Origin of the sequence: Acinetobacter pittii (genome assembly GCF_022449185.1) — a bacterium.
In the GTDB taxonomy this organism is placed as follows: Bacteria; Pseudomonadota; Gammaproteobacteria; order Pseudomonadales; family Moraxellaceae; genus Acinetobacter; species Acinetobacter pittii_I.
Genome location: NZ_JAKUKO010000003.1, coordinates 110,534 through 130,748, shown reverse-complemented (window position 1 = coordinate 130,748; position 20,215 = coordinate 110,534). Strand labels below are relative to the sequence as shown.

Below are 20,215 nucleotides of genomic sequence, written 5' to 3'. Positions count from 1 at the left end.
GGATTTTTTATTTTTGTTCAAATACCCCTGTAATATGAGTCATACCATTAAGTGTATTTGCTCCTGCTTTTAGATTATGAAAATAAAAGGTTTGTCTATCACTATCTGAAGTTATGCCAGAACAAGGGATTTCTCGATTTCCGCACATGAACTCTTGTTCACCAACTATTGTTTTAACGCTTAAATGTCCTGCAAGCTCTTGAATGATAGATATATCAATTAATTCATTACTATTTTCAAAACCTAGATTATAAATTTTTTGATCATTTTTAACTGTAGCTATATAACGATTATGAATAGGCAACATTACTATTTTTTGATCCCCAAATTGTAAGTCACTATAAGTTTTAGGCATGTTCAAATTTACACTAACATTTAGTTTCCTATTGTTAGTATGATCAATCAATTCTATATTTTCGAGATTAAACTCTATATTTTTTTGATCTTCCTTCCAAAACTGATCGCTCAATTTCTCTATATTTTTAAAATCCCCACCTTTATATACCAAACTAATTAATGCATTACTTTTCACCTTGTTTTCATAAAATATTATACTTAAATATGAAATATCTTCATTTTTCTTCAAAGTAAATTTTTTTGTAGTGTATATTAATTCATTATTATAATATTGCTTTGACTCTTCAAAATCTATAATTTTAAAAATACTTCCATCAATAGCAATATCATTAACTTTGATAGCTGAAAACCTATCTTTTTGAAACAATGGCCAATTTGAAGGAACCGTAAAATTTATATTCCCAGACACAACTACGGGAACTCTATTTCCTACCTCCTCTCCGTTTATAGAAGTTACTGAGAACTCATTTTTGGACTGATTCAAATCAAAACTCAATTTAAATTTATCCCCGAAATTTTCTATTTTATATGTCGTACCATCTGGACAAGTTAAGATTGGTAAACATATAAGTGCCTTATTTAAAATATCCTTCCATACCAAATAATCTAAACTCGCTATATTTGAATAAGGTTTTAATGAAATTGAGCCCAAGAGCTTTTTTTCCTGCCCCGTTAAATTAATCAAGACAGCCTCAGTAGGTTCATTACCATAGGCAATTAGGTCATAGCTGGTTAGGGCTGGGTTTAATTCAACCTTTTCATTAACACTAACGCCTTGTATAAACAATGTATTATCTTTATTTGGTACTATACTTTGGTTATTTTCACCACATCCAGTCAACATTAAAAAACTTAATAGACTAAAGTGTATTTTTTTCATTTTTTCAAATCCTATTTATAATTTTTATTCATCTTATAACACATAATTATTTAAACCAAACCTTCAAAATAGCCAACTTCCTGTTAATTGATGTCTACATTTCATTAGCATATTGAGATAAAAAATCCCCTAATCTTTAAGATTGAGGGATTTCAATGAATCTATTTCCATACTGTCTACATCAAGCAGACATTACTTTTACTTCAAATGCGACTTAATCTTCTCTTTAACTGCTTCTGTTGAAATACCATATCGATCATGCAAAGTTGGTAATGCCCCTGCATCTAAAAATGCATCTGGCAAACCAATCATGTCAAAACGAGAGTGTTGTCCATTTCTTAAAAGTAGTGATCCAACCGCTTCCCCTAAACCACTAATCACAGAATGATTTCAGCAGTTAAACAGATCGACTACCTTTAGCGACTTCTTCCCAAATGCCTTAGAATAAGATTCTATTGCTTAAATCCTACTAAGCTCCGTCTATCAACACTGGGAACTTTTTCAGCTTTTACATACTTATATCATCTGAATTCGCTCAACTCGTAAGTGATGCATCATCTCTCGAACAAATATAAAGTAAGTAAAAATATAAAGCTGATCTGGGGCGACTTGGCTTATGTAGTAACTCAAACGCTCAATAAAATCATTAAATCCATGCTCAAGCTCCATACGGCTGATTTGCTTTTTAGCACTTAAAAATAGCTCGCTAAGTTGTGTCATGGCTGCATCAGACGTAACAGCTACGCCATTTATATTTAGATTTCTGAGTGGCTGTGACTCGATGATTTCTTCAATAAAATAAATCATCTTTTCGATAGCAAGTTCATCAATCACACCATGTCGAATACTTTTTGAATCAACAAAACTCAAGCCCTGCTCAATTTGAATGTGCTGGTTCCCTATTTCGAATGACAGGCTATTAAGACCAAGCGAAAATTTTAAAACCGAGTCAGGATGAGTCATAAAAATAGCTTACCGTTGAGTTTTACTAATAGGATTAGTGCCAGTTTGTTCAATACTTAGAGTTAACAGCGCTAATCATCATTAACACTATATATAATAAAAAACTCTTTAAAAAGATGAAAAATCAATCTTATATTCATCCAGTCTTACTATTACAAAATAGAGTATAAGCATGAAAAAATTAGCAATTTTAGGTGTTACGGTTTATAGCTTTGCACAACTTACCAATGCAGCCACATTAAATGTAAAACCATATGGTACGACTCAAGACGGTCAAAAAGTTGATCTATATACCATGAGCAATAACAAAGGAGTCTCGGTATCTTTTATTAGCTTCGGTGGTGTAATTACACAGATTTTGACTCCCGATGCACAAGGCAAACAAAATAATATCGTTTTGGGCTTCGATGATCTAAAAGGTTATGAAGTCACTGATACCAAGGCAGGCATTCATTTTGGCGGATTAATTGGTCGTTATGCGAACCGTATTGGCAATGCTAAATTTAGCTTAGATGGAAAAACATATAATCTTGAAAAAAATAATGGACCGAATTCATTACATAGTGGTAATCCGGGTTTTGATAAACGTGTTTGGCAAGTTAAGCCCCTCGTTTCTAAAGGCGAAACCGTTAAAGCTTCTCTTAAGTTAACCAGTCCAAATGGTGATCAAGGTTTTCCTGGAAAATTAGATGTTGAAGTGATCTACAGTCTTTCAGATCAAAATGAATTCCAAATTGAATATAAGGCCAAAACTGATCAACCGACAGTCGTCAATCTTACCAATCACAGTTATTTCAACTTGTCAGGCGCTGGCAATAACCCTTATGGTGTGCTGGATCATGTTGTACAACTTAATGCAGATCGTGTATTGGTAACAGATCAAAACTCTTTACCCACAGGTGAGATTGCCTCAGTTGCAGGTACACCTTTTGATTTTCGGACGCCTAAAGCAATTGTGAAAGATATTCGAGCGAATCATCAGCAATTGGCCTATGGATATGGCTATGACCAAACTTGGGTAATTAATCAAAAGTCTCAAGGGAAACTCAATCTTGCAGCTAGTGTGGTTGATCCAAAATCTAAACGGACACTGCAAGTCTTAACTACTGAACCAAGCGTTCAAATGTATACAGCCAATCATTTACTCGGAAATGTTGTTGGTGCAAATGGCGTACTCTATCGACAAGCAGATGCGCTAGCACTTGAAACGCAGCATTTTCCAGATAGTCCGAATCAACCATCTTTCCCTTCTACACGTTTAAACCCAAATCAAACTTATAACAGTATCACCGTATTTAAATTTGGTATTCAAAAATAGTCTTTTTAATGAGGCTATGTCCATATTAAAAAGACTCTCAGCTGAATATGGCTGAGAGTCTTTCATTTATTTTACTTTTGTGTTGGGTAAAAATGCAGTTGCAAAACCAAGTAATGGCAACAATGAACATAAACCAAATACCCATTCAATGCCGTTAATATCCGCTAAATGCCCTAAGCCTGCTGCGGCGATACCACTTACCCCAAACATAAGACCAAACATTAAACCTGCGATCATTCCCACACGGCCCGGAACAGCTTCTTGCGCATAAACCACCATCGCTGCAAAAGCAGACGATAACACCAAACCTGCAATAATTGAGAAAACCGTTGTCCAAAATAAGTTTGCATACGGCATCATTAATGCAAAAGGTGCCATACCAATAAATGAAACCCAGATCACAGCTTTACGGCCAATTTTGTCACCAATTGGGCCACCTGCAAATGTACCTAAAGCAACGGCTGCCAAAAAGGCAAACAAATGCAACTGAGCTGTTTGAATGCTGATATGGAACTTTTGAATTAAGTAAAAGGTAAAGTAGTTACTAATGCTAGCAATGTAGGTAAATTTAGCAAACATCAACACACTAATTGTGCTCAAAGCAATAATGAGCTTACGGCCATGCAATTTAGTATGTGCTTGTGTAGCACGTGCAACCACCTGACTTTTAGCATGACTTACAGTCCAACGGCTTACGCCAAACAAAACCCAAATCGCTAAAAGTGCAAATATAACTAAACTCACAACTGCATGCTGTCCAAATGGAACAATCAGTAAAGCTGCTAATAATGGACCAATCGCAGTACCTGTATTTCCGCCAACCTGAAAAGTCGACTGTGCTGTACCGAAGCGCCCACCCGATGCCATTCGTGCCACCCGCGAAGCTTCTGGGTGAAAGGTGGCAGACCCTACCCCAATCAGTGCAGATGCACATAACAACACAGCAAAACTTGGTGAAAATGCCAACAAGATAATGCCGCAGAATGTGACCACCATTCCGAGCGGGAGAAGATATGGTTTGGGATGTTTATCGGTATAAAGTCCAATCCAAGGCTGTAGCAGTGAACCTGTAATCTGGTATACAAACGAGATTAGGCCAACCTCCGCAAAACTCAGCGAAAAGTTTGCTTTTAGCATTGGATAGATGGCTGGTAGCACCGCCTGAATTAAATCATTCAGTAAATGTGCGACTGCCACGGCGCCTACAATTTTAATAATCATTCCTTGAGACTGATCATTTGCAACGGTATTGGCAATACCATCTTTCAATTGTATTGAAGACGTCATACCTGAAAAACTCCAATATTTTTAAATGAGATGCTTATTGTAAATTGTCGCTTATAAAGTTATCTTCCAATAATCATCGTATAAGTGACAATTTTTAGGATAGTTTATGTCCGATTCTCTTATTCAGTCTGATTTGTCTGAACTTGTGATTGGGCTATCTTCTGAGCATTCTTACCGAGAAATCACGCCTACCCATACGCATACACGTGCGCAGTTTTTATATGCCTCTACTGGAACTATTCAGGTTTTTACGCCCAATCATGTGTGGATTGTGCCGCCGATGTGCGCGTTATGGATTCCAGCACATGTAGAGCACAGCGTGATTTCACTGAGTCACGTTAAGTTAAATACGGCATTGGTTGAAGTAAATGCAGCAGCTTTAATGGGACAACATTGTTTTATTATTCGGGTAAGCAATCTGTTGCATGAACTCTTAATACGTTTAAATGAAATCGAACGAGAAGACACTCCAAATACAGCAACCTCTCAAGAGCTTTCCCGTTCTTTACAAATTTTGATTTTTGAAGAAATACATCGGGCCAATTTATTGCCTATCCAGATACCTTGGCCGAAAGACAAAAGACTTTTAAAAATTTGCCAAGAGTTATTACATACGCCTGACCATTCAAAAGATTTAACAGATTGGGCTGATGATATTGGTGCGAGTTCTAGAACCCTAATGCGTATGTTCCAAAAAGAAACCGGGCTGTCATATCGGGCATGGTTGCAACAAATGCATATTGCACTTGCGTTAAGTAAAATCGCAAATGGTGAATCTATTGCTCAAATTTCAGAATCACTGGGGTACACAAACCCCAGCGCGTTCAGTGCGATGTTTAAGCGACATCTAGGAAAAACACCTCAGCAGTTTAGAAGTGCCGCGATGTCGCTATAAGTCTTTTTTTTTGCAGGGAGGTCATGCTTTTCGAGCAAATCATCGAAATCATGATAGACATGCAGTTCTCGATCTTTACCAGTTCTGGCATGATCTAGGCGCTGTTCAGGGTCGACTAAAACAAGAGTATGACCATCATCAATCAGACGATCTACGCCTTCTAAAAACATACGTTTACCCACATCGTGGATAAGTGAAATCTGGGTTAAATCAATCACGATTGTGCTTTGGTCAGTTGTCTCGTCTTGTAAAATACGCAACAACATTTCAGCTTCGGTAAATTTCAATACGCCCCGAAGCACATACACACTTAATGATGCATCTTTTCCTGTACGGTAATGACTTTGTACAATGGTCTGGGCAGAAGGTGTACCTTCCATGAGATGTAATCCCATGTCACGAGATAATCGTTCTAAAATATCGATACCTCGAACACTATGACCATGCTCATCTAGTCGAGGTGAAAAAGCAGCAATACTGACCTGCCCCGGTAGCACACCCAAAATACCGCCTGCTACACCACTTTTAGCAGGAATACCTACAGTTGAAAGCCAGTCACCCGCGGCATCATACATACCACAGCTCATCATGACACTGAGGACTTGTCTAACTACAGATCGATTCAATAGGCGCTTTCCAGTTCTAGGATCGACCCCGCCATTAGCAAGCACACTGCCCATACGTACCAAGTCTTTAACTGTAACCATGATCGCACATTGACGAATGTAACCATTCACAATATCGACAGGGTCAGTTTCCAAAATCCCCACCGTGCGCAACATATAACCGATCGAAAGATTACGGTAGGCTGTTTTGACTTCCGAATCATAAACAGACTCATCAAAACTTAATTCACGACCAGCAAGCTCGCTCATAAAACGGCGTAGGATTTCTGCGCTATGCAAACCATGCTTGACCTGAATCAAGGAATGTACAGTAATTGCGCCAGAGTTGATCATCGGATTTTTTGGACGACCATCTTTACCTAATGAAATTTCATTAAAGGCTTCTCCTGAAGGCTCCACTCCTACTTTCGCAAGTACCGCATCAATGCCAAGCTGTTGTAAAACATAGGCATATACAAATGGTTTAGAAATCGATTGTATGGTGAATTCAACATCATCATCGCCGACCGAATAAATTTCACCATCTACCGTAGACATTGCTAAAGCTAATCGATTTGGGTTTGCATTTGCCAACTCAGGAATATAATCGGCGAGATGACCGCTGTTATCGATGTCACAGGCTTCTATAACATTTGCCAAATAATCTGGGAGAGGGGTTTGCATGGTCAGTAACCTTAAATGAGGAGATTTACAACATCGCGTAAAATTTCAGCACAACCTGCTGATAATATTAAAATTGTATCTTTTGTAATGATTTAAATATTACGCTATAAGTATTGTAATTCCGATGACTTATCCTTTTCAAGCTCATTATAGGTTTTTCAAAACTTTAAACTAAAGATTAGCTTATTCTTTCTACAAACAATATCCCATTTAAATGATCGACCTCATGTTGAACGATACGAGCAGGAAAACCATGCAAAATTGTTTCCACCGTCTCGCCCTGAAGTGTTAAGTATTTCACCTTAACCATTTCGGCACGTTCCACTTGTCCACGTTCGTCTGGCACACTTAAGCAGCCTTCTTCACCTAAACAAACTTCGTTTGAGAACTCTAGAATTTCAGGATTCACCATGACCACTGCTTCCATTTCAGGTGCATCGGGATAGCGTGGGTTTGGTCGAGATGCCACAATAATGACGCGTTTAGAGATGTAAACTTGCGGTGCAGCAATCCCTACTCCATTACGTTCAAGCATTGTTGCATGCATAGCGTCAGCAAGCTGATAGAGCCAATTACTGTTTAACTCATTTGCCGAGACGGGAGCAGCAATTAGTTTTAAAATATCTTCACCACGCTTCGCGACAGGTAAAACTACACTCATCCTTTGACTCTCTCATTAAACTGGCTATAACAAGTTTTATTGTGTCGCTGAACGAAACAAAAGAAAAGCCATTCCTACATCTGTTTTTGTTTCATCTAAAGCGTTTTTTGTTTTAAAGCTTTTTGTTCTGAGTAAGACCAATCGGTGTTGCCCTATAGAACAAATTTCCTCCATTTACTTTTACTTCACTTTTCCATTAATATCCAAACTTCAATTACAACAATTAAGTAAAAAATGGATCAGGAATTAACTTTGCAGGATGCGAACTATCTTAATAAAGAAGATAAACGAACCCTCGCCCTTTCTTCATTGGGTGGAGCTTTAGAGTTTTATGATTTTGTGATTTATGTGTTTTACGCCAAAATCATTTCCGACCTCTTTTTCCCCAGCACACTTAGTCCGTTTTGGGCCATGCTCAACACTTACGGTATTTTTGCAGCAGGTTACTTTTTCAGACCTTTGGGCGGGGTTGTCATGGCCCATTTTGGTGATTTGGTTGGGCGTAAAAAACTATTTTCGCTTTCTATTTTGCTGATGGCACTGCCTACCCTGTTTATCGGGATATTGCCGACCTTTGAAAATATCGGGTATTTGGCACCGCTACTTTTACTACTCATGCGAGTGGTACAAGGGATTGCGATTGGGGGTGAAATTCCAGCCGCATGGACCTTTGTGTCTGAACATGTACCTGAAAGAAAAATTGGACTGGCAAATGGCTTACTTACCGCTGGGCTGTCTTTAGGAATTTTACTAGGCGCGCTCATGTCTTTATGGATTTCGCTGAATTTTAGTGAAGGACAAATCCATGACTGGGCATGGCGTATTCCTTTCATTGCAGGTGGTATTTTTGGTCTGGTTGCACTTTATTTGCGGACTTATTTAAAAGAAACGCCTGTGTTTAAAGCCATGCAAGCTCGTAAAGAAATCTCAAAAGAAATGCCTGTAAAACAAGTCTTAAAAACGCATAAAACAGCTGTTGCGATTGGCATGTTATTTACATGGTTTTTAACGGGATGTGTGGTGGTGGTGATTTTAGCCATGCCAAATTTATTAACTGGTACATTTGGCTTTGAGCGCACCCAAACTTTTGAAATGCAAAGTGCAGCTATTATCATGCAAATGGTGGGCTGTATTTTGGCAGGCTATTTTGCTGACCGTTTTGGCTGTGGCAAAGTCATGATGGTCGGTGCGCTTGCCGTGGCACTCACAGCCGCAGTCTTTTATAACAGTTTGGGGCACGCGGCACATTCAACCATTTTTGGTTTATATATGTTGTTAGGTCTATGCTCTGGTACTGTCGGCATGGTGTCGAGCAGTATGGTCAAAATGTTCCCCGCGCCTGTGCGTTTCTCGGGCATTTCATTTTCATATAATTTGTCGTATGCGATTGTTGGGGGTATGACATTGCCTTTAGTACATTGGCTCAGTCAATATAGTGATATTGGTGCGATGTATTATATTTTCGCGCTAACCATTTTGGCCTTTGTGACTGCCTTTGTGTTTTGGAATAAGTTTGAAAAAAACAGATATTAAAAAGCTTTAACTTATGAAAAAAACCACGCCGATCGCGTGGTTTTTTATTGCTGCTTACTTTAGAAAGTAAACCCGATATTAAAGTTAATACGATATAGCCATTTATCACTGTTTGGCGAAGTGGTAGAGGTATAACCCGTTGAGTTGGTCGATCCACCAATAATGTTGGAGTTTTTACCCCACGTATAATCCGCCCAAACCATAAATGGTGAAGCAATAAACATCATCCCTGTGGTGTTCATTTGCGAATCTGACCAATCATCACGTTTTTTATCGAGATAACTATAGTCATTATAAAACTTAATGGCTTTTAGCTTGCCCATATTGGTCACAGGCAACGTATAGGCAAGATTTAAACTGGCAATCGTACCTTCTGAAGCAATGAAATAAGCAGGCGTAAGACCATTTGCCCCCATCAAAGTCATATCACTATTTACACCATCGGGATTTTTAGCATCGTACTGATAGTGGATGAGCGAACTTTGTAAGTTAAAGCGTTTGTAGTTGTTTTCGGTATGCAAACCGACTGCATAATATTTGCCGTCTTTATCGGTAATATCATTATGCAACTGAGCAATTGCACCGGATACCCCAAACTCTTGCTTCCCAAAATCAGTTTCTAACTTGCGAACAATGCGGGTATTCACCTGATTGCGCTTTTCATTTTGATAGGCTTTTTGAGATGGAAAGGCATTTCCTGCCAAGTCATCATAAGTTGCACTCTCAGGTGAATAACGCAAGTTAGTCTCTAACATTTGCGGGTAATAACCGAGTTTTACATCCCAATCTTTGTTGTGATAATTCCAGTTAATCCCCGGTGCAATATTGTTGCCATAACCTAAAAAGAATGGAATGTGATAGGTCCAGCCGTTTTGTGGGTATGGATAAATCGTGAAAGGCTTATAAACTAGGCCCGCTTCAATGCTGTTATTGGCGTCTAGGTTATAACCGACATATGCTTTCTCAATGGACGTTTTCTGTTGGTCTTGAAACAGATAGCTGGCATTGATATAGGCATCATCAAATTTACCTTTGAGATCTACCCTGAAAATATCAAAATGTAGCTTACCAAAACCACGGTTTGGCCCTTCCCAATCTTCATAGCGTTGATTTAACCGAACCACCCCACCTAACTTTAATGAGTCGGTACCATCATCACTTTTCCATTCAAGCAATGAATCTTTTGCAAATGCATTGACGCTTACCCCCAGCGTGAGCGGTGCAATGAATGCCATGATCAATGAAGTCTTTTTCATCTCTACATCCTTGATTGAGTTCCAGCGTCCTGCTGGAACTTTATTTGTTTTACCTGTAAAACTTCGTTTTTATTGCTTTTTAGACAAAAAAATTTATCTAAAAAAAGGATGGCTTAGCAGCTCCCATCGCATATGTACTAAACCATCCAAACTGGTTAATACAGTTTCTTTTGCGGTGGACCCGCGAAGTTTAATGGTCCAATCGAGTTCATATCGAGCTCAATCACTGTTGGTCCTTCAAAAGCCACAGCCTCTTGAATAACCGTTTTAAACTCATCTGCACTACCGACTTTCCAGCTTTTCACACCCATTGATTCGCCAAGGAGTTTGTAGTCTGGCGTATGCAATTCATTGAAATATTGACGACCACCGAAGTAATTATTTTGAATGCCACGCATTACGCCATAACCACCGTCATTCATAATCATTAAGACCATGTTGGTGTTTTCTTGCACCATAGTTGCAATCTCACCAATGCCAAGCATTAAGCCGCCATCGCCGACTAAACCAATAACTTTTTTATCAGGGTTAGCAATCGAAGCACCGATTGCTGTTGCAAGGCCTAAGCCAATTGCACCCGCAAGCGAGTGGATGTTTTGGTTTGGTGCTTGTACAGGGAATAAACGACTGCCCCATGTACTACCCGACATAGTGATGTCACGTACAAAAATGCCATCTTGAGGTAAAGCTGCACGTAAGTGATCACAAATTAAAGCGTATTGGTCGATTTGCTTACGCAGCGCATCAATCGCAGCTTGTTTAGCAGCTACTACAGCAGCATCATAATCGGTATCAACTTTTGAAGTCCCCTGAAGCTGTTCCAACACACGTGTTAAGACATCTTTAGCATCGCCACAAATGAAGTTGCGGATTTTGTAATTACGTTGCTGAGCCACTGGGTTTGCATCTACCTGAATAATGTTTTCAGGGAATTCAACCGAATAAGTTTTAGTTTCATTACTACGTAAACGAGAACCCACTACAATCATCAAGTCGGCATCTTTTAATAACTGCTCAACACCTGCCGAGTTATGGAACGCACCCAAACTACGTGGATGATCATCTGCCAACACCCCGCGGCCGTGTGTAGATGACACAACCGGAATACCTAAATCTGCAATTGCTTTAACTTCGGCAACGCTATTTAAAGTTCCACCGCCAATCCAGAAAATCGGACGTTTTGCTTTTTTGATTTCGCTTACAAGAAGGTCAATTTCAGTTTGCTCTGCCTGAGGTAACTCAAGTGCTTTGACTGGCCCTAAGTTAAGTGGCAAATCAATTTCTGCTGCCTGCACATCAATCGGCAGCTCAACACTTACCGGACCCATTGGAACTGTGGTTGCTACACGGATGGCTTCACGTATTACACCAACAGCATTGTCTGGGCTGGTAATACGGAACGCCGCTTTGCTTGATGCGCGCAAGAATGTAAGTTGGTCTTTAGTTTCATGGATGAAGCTTGCATCACGGTCGAGATATTCACGCTCAACTTGACCTGTTAAATGCAATACAGGGCTACCCGCATTCATTGCTTCAATCAGTGAACCTACCGCATTACCTGCACCAGCACCCGTACTGGTTAACGCTACACCTAGGCCTTTAAAGCGTGAGTGTGCATCTGCCATGGTGACCGCACCCGCTTCGCCACGGGCTGCGACAAAGCGCATTTTTTCACGGCGCCCTACCGCATCGGCAATAGGTAAATTGTGGATGGAAATAACACCATAAATACTATCAACTTGGTGCGCTTCTAAAACTCTTGCGATTGCTTCGCCTACATTTACACGTTCAGTCATGTCTGTTCCTCAAAATTTATTTTCAGTCCTTGAATTTATTAATCGCACCAAGGGTTCGGCTGTTCATTCAGCCCCATATAAATACTCTTTTGTTGCATGTACGATAAAATGCCCAACCGGCCTTTTTCGCGTCCGATTCCACTGTCTTTAAAGCCACCAAACGGCGCACTAATCGAGAATTTTTTATAGGTATTAATCCATACCGTTCCAACTTCTAATGCACGTGCAATACGCCAAGCTTTACGATAGCTTTCAGTCCAGATGCCTGCGGCAAGACCAAAACAACTGTCATTGGCTTGGGCAATTAAATCTTGCTCGTTGTCATATTTCATAACCACTAAAACAGGGCCAAAAATTTCTTCCTGACAGGTTTGAGCACTGTTATTTAAGCCCGTAATAATCGTTGGTAAGTAATAGCTTCCTTTGGCATAGTCACCAGTCGTAAGTGCCTCACCACCAATCAGAACTTGACCACCTTCGCTTTTAGCAAGCTGCACATAGCGGTCGACGGACTGCAAATGTTTGTCATTGACCAATGGCCCTAAATGCACACCCGCCTGTTCTGGATGGCCCACACGTAAGCCTTTGGTGATTTCAACCAAACGCGTTAAAAACTGATCGTAAAGACTGCTATGAATAAACAAGCGAGAACCTGCGATACACGCTTGGCCTGCCGAGCTAAAAATACCGTACGCCACACCTTTAGCCGCCAGTTCGACATCTGCATCCGGCAAAACGATGGTTGGTGACTTACCACCTAACTCAAGCGAAGTAGTAATCAGTTTATCTGCAGCAATGTGTGCCAAATGACGACCCGTGGTTGTTCCACCCGTAAAAGAGATTTTACGAACCAATGGGTGCTGAGCAATTGCATCACCAATCACAGAACCGCGCCCCACTAACACACTGAGTAAGCCTTTTGGTAAACCAGCCTCTTCAAAAATTTTGGCAAGCTCTAAAGCAATCAGTGAAGTTGCTTCTGCTGGTTTTAAAACTACGGCATTTCCTGCTGCCAAAGCTGGAGCAAGTTTTTGAACCTCACTCGCAATTGGAGAGTTCCAAGGGGTAATAGCTGCCACAACACCTACAGGTTCATGCACGCTCATGGTCATAAAGTCTGGAGCACGTTGAGTGGTGAGCTCATCGTTCAGCGTTTCACAAGCCGCCGCAACATAGCGTGCAGTTGCTGCCGCGCTCATCACCAAACCACGAGTTTCGGTTAAAGGCTTACCATTATCGCGTGTTTGTAATTTTGCTAATTCATCGACACGCGCTTCAATAATGTCTGCAACTTTGTAGAGAATACGTGCGCGCTCATGCGGCAAGCTGTTTCTCCAATTTGGTTGACGCCAAGCCTGATCTGCTTTTTCAATTGCTTCATTTACATCTTCAAGCGTTGCTGTGGAAAGCTCAGCGTTTACCGACTGATCTGCCGGAAACAGGCTTTGAATGACTGCACCACGGCCTAATCGCCATTCACCTGCAATATAAATTTCCTTTGCCATGATCAAATCCTTCTTAAATCTGTATTGCTTCTACACTGTTGCGACAAGCACGAATCACGCTAAGCGCAGCCAAAGTTGATGTTTTTGGGTTACTTGGCAACGGCACGCCTACCAGTTCAATGGTCATTTGCCCAAAGCCACCTTCTGCCACAATGGTGTGTTTGTTTTTGTTGATGGTTGGATCAACAGTTAACTCAACCATGGTTTCATCCATACCAAGTCCTGCAAGTGCAATGGTTGCTGCAACGTTGGCATTGGCTGGAAATTTCATGGCAGCTTCACGCGCAGTTCCTGTGAAAAAGACCGTAGCTTCAGCAACATGGTCTAGATCGACCAATTGCTCTGCATAACTACCTTTCCAACTTTTTGGACTTTTGCAGCCTTTGTAAGTGACTTTTTGCAAACCACCTTCTTTGGCCGCAGAAATACCGTCAATGCCTGCGATAGCCCCTGCAAGTAAATGCAGATGGGCATCATTTTTTTCGGCAGTTTGCTTAAGCTGAACCAGAAACTCGTTATCAGCCAAAGTACCCACTGAGATCAAACCAATGGTCCAGCCTTTCGCTAAAACTTTTTGAGCATGCTCTTTCACTGCTGCTTGACCTGCCACCTCAATGACATAGTCTGGAGTACCATCGCATTGCTCAATATCTGAAATCACCTGAATGTCAGACGAGACTTGTGATTGAACTTTTTCAATGCTACGAGATGGCACGACAATCCATTTGAGTTGCAGATCTTGAGGCAAGTGGGCATACACTTCTGCTGCCATTGCGCCAAAACCAATCATCATCAACTTTTTCATGACAGCACCTAATATTTATAAATGTTTGTTAAAACCACCCGAGACATCTATTGCCGAACCTGTGGTGTAAGATGCCAATGGTGATGCCAAGAAAACTAAAGCACGTGCAGGCTCTTCTGGACGGCCTAAACGCTGCATAGGAATGCCACGATTTTTTGCGATATTGCCTGTCCATTCTTCCCATGACAGATTTAAATCTGAACGGGTTTCATAACGGCGTTTCCACTGCGCAGATTCGACCATTCCAAGTAAAATCGAGTTCACACGAACGCCATATTGAGTAAACTCATGCGCTAATGAATGGGTTAAATTCAACAGTGCAGCGCGTGCAGATGAAGTCGCAATCATGTGCGGTTCCGGTTGCAATGCCAGTAACGAGTTCACATTGGTAATTGAGGCATTTGCCGACTGTTTTAAGTCGTCAAGAAAAGCCCGTACCGGATGTAAAACACTGAAATATTTCAGCTCGATTTCTTTCATCCAGTCTTCATCTTGTGTGTTTTCAAAATTTGAAACACGGCCTTGCCCAGCATTGTTAATGAGCATGTCCACATTGCCCAAATTGAGTTTGACCTCTTTGGCAAATTGCTGAACTTCTTCTTTTTTCAATACATTGCATGCTTTGGTAAAAATATTGGCATGCGGATATTTTTCTAAAATATAGTGCTTAGAAGCATTTAAACGTTCTTCATCGCGACCACACCAAGCAACTTTTGCACCCTCTGCAACCAGTATTTCAACAGCAGCCAGCCCAATCCCAGATGAGCCACCGGTAACAACTGCAACTTTTCCTTCAACTTGGAAGCTCATAATCCTTAATCTCTCTTACGATTGTTCCTGAATCGTCAACATAATTTGGTTAAATGCTTGCGGTTGGTCGACATAACTTAAATGTCCTGCATCTTCTATGACGAAGCGCTGTTCCAACTGCAATTCCTGAGCAAGCTCTTGTATACCTAACGCAGGAGTGATTTGATCTTGCTGCCCTGCAATGACTGTGCATGGGACTTTTAAATCGGTTAAGTAATTACGTATTTCGTCATATGCAAGTAAGTACGATGCATGTGTGAAACCTTTTAAGGTCAACTGCTGCATCACCTCTGAAACTAAAGCTAAGGCTTGTGGCTCTTGTTTATAAATCAAATGAGGTCCACGGCTTTCGGCCATGCCTTTAGCACCGAGTTCTTTCAACATTTTTGGTCTTTTTTCAAAAACCTGAATTTGTGTCTGCTCATCGTGGCGTTGGTAGCCTTGAGCTAAGTTAGCAACAATCAAGTGTTTCACTCGCTCTGGGTAAAATGCAGCAAACGCACTGGCCTGTAAGGCACCTAATGAGTGTCCCACCACTATTGCTTTTTCAATTTTTAAAACATCGAACAATGCTGCCAAACGCTTTGCGTAGTCGGTCGCATTGGGCTGATCAGTTAAAAGTTCATCTGATTTGCCATAGCCTGGTGCATCCCAGGCAATGACATGAAAATGATGAGACAACACTTCAAGTTGGTTTACCCATGAAGCAGAACCTGAACTAATGCCGTGCAACAGCACAAGGTACTCGCCCTGACCGGCTTCCCGATAGGCTTGCTGCTGGCCTTGAACAGTAACGGTTTTCACCGGAAATTCTGCTAACTTTTCAATGAGTGTCATCATTTTCAATTCTTTCCTTCATTCACTTCATCAAACAATTAACGTTTGATTTGAGACAACGGATGCTCTGGTGGATAGTTCGGAATGGTTGGTTTACCTGTTCCCAACATCACACACATCAAGGCATCTTCTTGACCTGGGTTAAACAGACCACGGTAAATTCCCGGTGGAATTGAAATCAGGTCACGCTCTTTTAAACGGGTTTCAAATTTTTCGCCGTTGTGCTCAATGAACAAATCAATTTCGCCGCGGAGCATAAAGAAAACTTCTTCAACATCGTGGTGAATGTGCAAAGGACCTTCACACTGTGGTGGCAGAACCATGGTTGAAAACGTGAAGTTTTCTGCTGGAACGGTGTTACCGTCATTTGCAACACCTGTTGCACCCGTACCCATGTAACGCATTTGTGCACGGCGATATTTCGGGTCGTAATCTGCTTGGAACTTCAAAGCATCGAAGTCATATTTACGTGTCTCAAAGCGAGCAATACGTGTGTTTAACCAATCTTCTAAAGAAGCACCCTCTGGTTGTTCCCACGATTCGAATTGTTGTGTAGTCATTTTTTAAACTCCTATACAGTGAATTAATAACGTTTTAAAAGAGGAACCAAGAACAACGACCCAATGACAGCGACAGCAGCCAAGAAGGTAATTCCTAAATTAAAACTATGTGTTTGCATCACGATGTAACCGATAAGAACAGGCGCAATTGCACTTGCAAAATTGCCTAACCCGTTAAATATTCCACCCGCTGTCGCACCTACATTTGAGGTCGTGACTCTTGCAAGCAGAGCGAATACCGCAGCTACTCCAAAACCCCATGCCATCGCGCTTAAAGACATGGCAGCAATAATCAATAATGGCTCAGTCATAATGACCATCACATACATGAAGATGCCCGCGAGTAATAAACCGCTAAATACTTGAATTGCGCGGCGGCCTAACTTGTCAGATAAAAACGCACCGATAATTTCGCCAATTAACATGGCAATGAACGGAAAGCTTGAATACATCCCAAACTCTTTGAGATTGAATCCTTTGTCTTGCATTAAGTAAGAAGGAACCCAGCTGTTTAAGCCCCACAAATACGTCATCAACGCAATGTTAAAGAGACAAACCAACCAGAATGCGCTGTTGCTGAGCAGCAATTTAGTATTGGCAATATGACCTTTGAAATTAGTGCGTTTACTCTCGCCCTCAATTTCAACAGTTTTCTTGAGCTGCAAGTTACGCAGACCAAAAACAATGCTAAAAATCGCAATCAGGGTTAGCGCAGCCATCACAAAAAAAGTGGTGTGCCAGTCGTGGTGAGCTAAAACATTTGCAGTGATCGGGAACCCAAGGAATGCACCTATCGGTGTTCCAAGTAAGAACATGGTAGAAGCACGTGCCTGCTGACGGTCCGTATAAGTCTGCTTAACAATGGTGTATGCCAAGGCAAATAACGGGCCTTCTGCTAAACCAAGCAGTACACGTAAAACCAACATGCCTGAATAACTGGTGGTGAACCCCATACAGAACATGAGTACGCCCCACGACGTTACGCTCCAGAACAGCATTTTCTTTGGGTTAAAGATGTCACCCAAAAAGCTTAGAAAGACTGATGAAAAACCATAAGCAAGTAAGAAACTTGTCATGAGCCATCCGAGCTTGGCCTTATCTTCAGCAATTCCCATTGCACTTTGAAAATGAGGATCTGAAAATAAAACCGCAATACTAATCTTGTCGAAAAACGCCAGTACCACACACACCATAAGGACAAAAGCAGGTACCCAATGCTTCAATCCACTTTTTTCTTCATTACTCATGTGTCATTCCTTCGATTTGGTAATGAGAACCAGATTTAATGTTTTACGGTTTTAACTTCATGACATTAAATTCAGCATCTGCTAATAGTTTTGGATCTAAAACGGTGTTGGCTTGCATCCAACGTTTTGCCAGTTTGATCAGTTTAGAATCATTAATAGCAATCATGTTGAGCAAACGATTTTCATGGTCCAGATATAAATAGCTCACCTGATCTTCCCCACCTTGGCGAATGACTATTTCCTTCGTTTTTTCAGGTTGATACGTACCTAAAATCTGGATATTAAAGTGATATTGATCTGACCAAAGCCATGGAATATCGCTATATTCAGTTTCAATGCCGAGCATCGACTTTGCTGCTGCAATCGCCTGATTTTGAGCATTTGCCCAAGATTGAATGCAATAGCCCAAACCCGGATGAATCGCGACGTCACCTGCGGCATAAATGTTTTGATCTGAAGTTTGCCCAAAACAATTCACCACAATGCCATCTTTCACATCGAGACCAGCATGTACACCTAACTCTTTGGCAATTTCAGCGCCTGCACCTACCACGACACAGTCAAATAACTGACTATTTTGAGGATGGTTCACCACTTCAACTTTCTGATTCGGCGCTTCAACTAAATGAAGGCTCTTGCTGTCTAAATGAATTTTTGTGCCTTGGGTTTCATGCATATTTTTTAAAAATGCAGAAACTTCCGGACTCACGCTTCTTGCACATAAGCGGTCGCCATACTCAAAAATATGAACATCTTTACCTTGCTTACGTGCAGTTGCAGCAATTTCTAAACCAATCCAACCGCCGCCGATCACAGCGACATTTTTGGCATTCTTTAAAATTTCAGCCAAACGCTCACAGTCATGCACATTACGTAAAGTCACAACATTTGGAATGAACTGCCATGTATTGACGGGTACACGCGCACGGCTTCCAGTTGCAATCAGCAATTTGTCATACGGCAAAACCTGACCACTTTCTAAATGAACCTGTTTTTGCTCACGATCGACTTTTGTCGCAATTTCCGGTTTATGCCATTGAACGTTGAACTCTTGAACCTGTTCAGGAGAGAACAGATTCAAACTTTCATACGTTGCTTCTTTTGAAAGTACTTGCTTAGACAGTGGCGGACGTTCATAAAACACTTGATCTTCATTTGAAACCACGTGAATTTCACCCACATACCCATTTTGACGCAAGGTACTTACTGCCCAACCCGCTGCCTGTCCGGCACCTACAATTACGATCTTTTCCATAGCCATCTTCCTTGTAAAGCAATACCTGTTAAACAGGCTTCACCTGACGGCGGGTTGTGTCATCAAGACCACCCTCAATCGCCCATTCAGTGAAAAGCTCTAGACGATGTTCTTCTACACGTGGTTGCCATTCTTCTGTCAAATAATCATCGTTGGTGTAGTATTCAAATGCACCACCTAATGGTGAGTTGACGTACCAGAAATAAGCAGAAGAAATTGGATGACGTCCTGGTCCAATAAAGGTTGACCACTCCGAACGATTCATATTTAAACCGCCCCCAATCACTTCATGGATATCACGAACGACAAATGCAACGTGATTTAAGCCAGCAGGTTTATTTGGAACACTGAGCAAGAATAAATCATGGTGATAACCTTCACCGCGGCAACGTAAGAATGCACCGCGATTTTTGTAAGCATCAGATAAATGGAAACCTACTTTCTCGATATAGAAGTTTTCAGTTGTTGCCAAATCCGGTGTGAAGAACACCACATGTCCAATCGCAACAGGTTGACCTTTTTCATAAACAGGACTTGCTGCATTCACACGTTGAATGTTGCCGTATTGGTTAATACCTTCCGTTTTAAGTTCAGGTACTTCTTTAACAAAACTTTGTTCAAAACGAATGGTCATGCCATTTGGGTCGATACACTCAACTGTATTTTCAGTACGTTTAAAACCTTCTACATTGGCCAAACGAGCTGCCAAGTCTTCAAGGTCTTGAGCACTATCAACGCCCCAAGTCACTTCACGTAAAGTTGAACCTTGTTCAATAGCAGTCGGCAAACGCTCATCATCACAATTAAATAGATAAATCTTGCTACCATTTTGGGTTTGGTAAAGATCAGTACCTTCAATATCCGAAGTACTTTGGCTTAAACCAAAATCTGCCAAAAACTTGTTTGAAGCGGCTCTATCTTCAACTCCAAACTTTAAAATCTCGATCCCTGTAATCATTTG

Annotated in this window: 18 protein-coding genes and 1 pseudogene; 3 read left to right on the top strand and 16 right to left on the bottom strand. The window is 41.0% G+C overall.

Translation table 11 applies throughout. The features are described from left to right. Positions 1-7: 7 nt before the first annotated feature. From MKX14_RS09330 to MKX14_RS09320, 3 genes and pseudogenes are all read right to left on the bottom strand, one after another. Complete coding sequence (locus MKX14_RS09330) at positions 8-1,237, bottom strand: hypothetical protein (RefSeq protein ID WP_240282314.1); 1,230 nt, start codon at positions 1,235-1,237, stop codon at positions 8-10. A 198-nt stretch (positions 1,238-1,435) separates the two neighbouring features. Beyond that, positions 1,436-1,627: pseudogene (locus MKX14_RS09325) on the bottom strand (transketolase family protein); the annotation flags it as partial. A gap of 126 nt (positions 1,628-1,753) precedes the next feature. Further along, on the bottom strand, positions 1,754-2,200 hold the full coding sequence (locus tag MKX14_RS09320) for a hypothetical protein (RefSeq protein ID WP_240282313.1): 447 nt from the start codon (positions 2,198-2,200) through the stop codon (positions 1,754-1,756). A 172-nt stretch (positions 2,201-2,372) separates the two neighbouring features. Here MKX14_RS09320 and mro point away from each other — a divergent pair, with 172 nt between their 5' ends. Then, positions 2,373-3,518, top strand: a complete 1,146-nt coding sequence (gene mro / locus MKX14_RS09315) for an aldose epimerase family protein (protein ID WP_240282312.1) — start codon at positions 2,373-2,375, stop codon at positions 3,516-3,518. Positions 3,519-3,584: 66 nt separating this feature from the next. Here the strand turns inward: mro and fsr are convergent, their stop codons facing one another. Then, entirely contained in the window at positions 3,585-4,805 is a 1,221-nt protein-coding gene (gene fsr / locus MKX14_RS09310; protein WP_240282311.1) for an MFS transporter, read from the bottom strand. 106 nt (positions 4,806-4,911) lie between these two features. Between fsr and MKX14_RS09305 the strand changes: the two genes are divergently transcribed. After that, positions 4,912-5,700, top strand: a complete 789-nt coding sequence (locus tag MKX14_RS09305) for an AraC family transcriptional regulator (RefSeq protein WP_017387120.1) — start codon at positions 4,912-4,914, stop codon at positions 5,698-5,700. On the opposite strand, the gene glsA is transcribed toward MKX14_RS09305, so the two are convergent. Together glsA and def are read right to left on the bottom strand one after the other, a co-directional pair. Further along, the gene (gene glsA, locus MKX14_RS09300; RefSeq protein ID WP_002060167.1) at positions 5,667-6,989 is read right to left on the bottom strand and encodes a glutaminase; all 1,323 of its coding nucleotides are present in this window, start codon (positions 6,987-6,989) and stop codon (positions 5,667-5,669) included. The genes MKX14_RS09305 and glsA overlap by 34 nt on opposite strands. A 178-nt stretch (positions 6,990-7,167) precedes the next feature. Then, on the bottom strand, positions 7,168-7,650 hold the full coding sequence (gene def, locus MKX14_RS09295) for a peptide deformylase (protein ID WP_240282310.1): 483 nt from the start codon (positions 7,648-7,650) through the stop codon (positions 7,168-7,170). Between the two features lie 234 nt (positions 7,651-7,884). On the opposite strand from def, the gene proP reads away from it, so the two are divergent. Continuing rightward, positions 7,885-9,183, top strand: coding sequence for an MFS transporter (proP, locus tag MKX14_RS09290; protein ID WP_240282309.1), 1,299 nt, complete (start codon positions 7,885-7,887; stop codon positions 9,181-9,183). A 59-nt stretch (positions 9,184-9,242) separates the two neighbouring features. Here the strand turns inward: proP and MKX14_RS09285 are convergent, their stop codons facing one another. The 10 genes from MKX14_RS09285 to mcpII form a co-directional block, all read right to left on the bottom strand. After that, complete coding sequence (locus MKX14_RS09285) at positions 9,243-10,439, bottom strand: hypothetical protein (RefSeq protein WP_240282308.1); 1,197 nt, start codon at positions 10,437-10,439, stop codon at positions 9,243-9,245. A 155-nt stretch (positions 10,440-10,594) separates the two neighbouring features. Next, a complete protein-coding gene (locus tag MKX14_RS09280; RefSeq protein WP_240282307.1) occupies positions 10,595-12,235 on the bottom strand; it encodes a thiamine pyrophosphate-binding protein in 1,641 nt (546 codons plus the stop codon). A gap of 38 nt (positions 12,236-12,273) precedes the next feature. Further along, positions 12,274-13,740, bottom strand: coding sequence for an aldehyde dehydrogenase (locus MKX14_RS09275; RefSeq protein ID WP_046813287.1), 1,467 nt, complete (start codon positions 13,738-13,740; stop codon positions 12,274-12,276). A gap of 13 nt (positions 13,741-13,753) precedes the next feature. Continuing rightward, positions 13,754-14,545, bottom strand: a complete 792-nt coding sequence (gene nadX / locus MKX14_RS09270; RefSeq protein ID WP_108008680.1) for an aspartate dehydrogenase — start codon at positions 14,543-14,545, stop codon at positions 13,754-13,756. Positions 14,546-14,560: 15 nt separating this feature from the next. Then, on the bottom strand, positions 14,561-15,355 hold the full coding sequence (locus MKX14_RS09265) for an SDR family oxidoreductase (RefSeq protein WP_032037469.1): 795 nt from the start codon (positions 15,353-15,355) through the stop codon (positions 14,561-14,563). Between the two features lie 15 nt (positions 15,356-15,370). Continuing rightward, positions 15,371-16,195 (bottom strand): alpha/beta fold hydrolase, encoded by an 825-nt coding sequence (catD, locus tag MKX14_RS09260; RefSeq protein WP_108008682.1) that lies wholly within the window; start codon positions 16,193-16,195, stop codon positions 15,371-15,373. Between the two features lie 35 nt (positions 16,196-16,230). After that, positions 16,231-16,752, bottom strand: a complete 522-nt coding sequence (locus tag MKX14_RS09255) for a cupin domain-containing protein (RefSeq protein WP_108008684.1) — start codon at positions 16,750-16,752, stop codon at positions 16,231-16,233. A 23-nt stretch (positions 16,753-16,775) separates the two neighbouring features. Next, a complete protein-coding gene (gene gudP, locus MKX14_RS09250; RefSeq protein ID WP_005803015.1) occupies positions 16,776-17,999 on the bottom strand; it encodes an MFS transporter in 1,224 nt (407 codons plus the stop codon). Positions 18,000-18,042: 43 nt separating this feature from the next. Further along, entirely contained in the window at positions 18,043-19,254 is a 1,212-nt protein-coding gene (gene thcD, locus MKX14_RS09245) for an NAD(P)/FAD-dependent oxidoreductase (protein WP_240282306.1), read from the bottom strand. Between the two features lie 28 nt (positions 19,255-19,282). Next, the gene (gene mcpII, locus MKX14_RS09240) at positions 19,283-20,212 is read right to left on the bottom strand and encodes a VOC family protein (protein ID WP_108008688.1); all 930 of its coding nucleotides are present in this window, start codon (positions 20,210-20,212) and stop codon (positions 19,283-19,285) included. Between the last annotated feature and the right edge of the window lie 3 nt (positions 20,213-20,215).

What these genes read in the sequence shown, in the direction of transcription:
- MKX14_RS09320 (WP_240282313.1), bottom strand. Translation starts at nt 2,200, where the DNA reads ATGACTCATCCTGACTCGGTTTTAAAATTTTCGCTTGGTCTTAATAGC.
- MKX14_RS09280 (WP_240282307.1), bottom strand. Translation starts at nt 12,235, where the DNA reads ATGACTGAACGTGTAAATGTAGGCGAAGCAATCGCAAGAGTTTTAGAA.
- mcpII (WP_108008688.1), bottom strand. Translation starts at nt 20,212, where the DNA reads ATGATTACAGGGATCGAGATTTTAAAGTTTGGAGTTGAAGATAGAGCC.
- def (WP_240282310.1), bottom strand. Translation starts at nt 7,650, where the DNA reads ATGAGTGTAGTTTTACCTGTCGCGAAGCGTGGTGAAGATATTTTAAAA.
- proP (WP_240282309.1), top strand. Translation starts at nt 7,885, where the DNA reads ATGGATCAGGAATTAACTTTGCAGGATGCGAACTATCTTAATAAAGAA.
- MKX14_RS09330 (WP_240282314.1), bottom strand. Translation starts at nt 1,237, where the DNA reads ATGAAAAAAATACACTTTAGTCTATTAAGTTTTTTAATGTTGACTGGA.
- MKX14_RS09305 (WP_017387120.1), top strand. Translation starts at nt 4,912, where the DNA reads ATGTCCGATTCTCTTATTCAGTCTGATTTGTCTGAACTTGTGATTGGG.
- catD (WP_108008682.1), bottom strand. Translation starts at nt 16,195, where the DNA reads ATGATGACACTCATTGAAAAGTTAGCAGAATTTCCGGTGAAAACCGTT.
- fsr (WP_240282311.1), bottom strand. Translation starts at nt 4,805, where the DNA reads ATGACGTCTTCAATACAATTGAAAGATGGTATTGCCAATACCGTTGCA.
- mro (WP_240282312.1), top strand. Translation starts at nt 2,373, where the DNA reads ATGAAAAAATTAGCAATTTTAGGTGTTACGGTTTATAGCTTTGCACAA.
- MKX14_RS09265 (WP_032037469.1), bottom strand. Translation starts at nt 15,355, where the DNA reads ATGAGCTTCCAAGTTGAAGGAAAAGTTGCAGTTGTTACCGGTGGCTCA.
- MKX14_RS09275 (WP_046813287.1), bottom strand. Translation starts at nt 13,740, where the DNA reads ATGGCAAAGGAAATTTATATTGCAGGTGAATGGCGATTAGGCCGTGGT.
- thcD (WP_240282306.1), bottom strand. Translation starts at nt 19,254, where the DNA reads ATGGAAAAGATCGTAATTGTAGGTGCCGGACAGGCAGCGGGTTGGGCA.
- gudP (WP_005803015.1), bottom strand. Translation starts at nt 17,999, where the DNA reads ATGAGTAATGAAGAAAAAAGTGGATTGAAGCATTGGGTACCTGCTTTT.
- glsA (WP_002060167.1), bottom strand. Translation starts at nt 6,989, where the DNA reads ATGCAAACCCCTCTCCCAGATTATTTGGCAAATGTTATAGAAGCCTGT.
- nadX (WP_108008680.1), bottom strand. Translation starts at nt 14,545, where the DNA reads ATGAAAAAGTTGATGATGATTGGTTTTGGCGCAATGGCAGCAGAAGTG.
- MKX14_RS09285 (WP_240282308.1), bottom strand. Translation starts at nt 10,439, where the DNA reads ATGAAAAAGACTTCATTGATCATGGCATTCATTGCACCGCTCACGCTG.
- MKX14_RS09255 (WP_108008684.1), bottom strand. Translation starts at nt 16,752, where the DNA reads ATGACTACACAACAATTCGAATCGTGGGAACAACCAGAGGGTGCTTCT.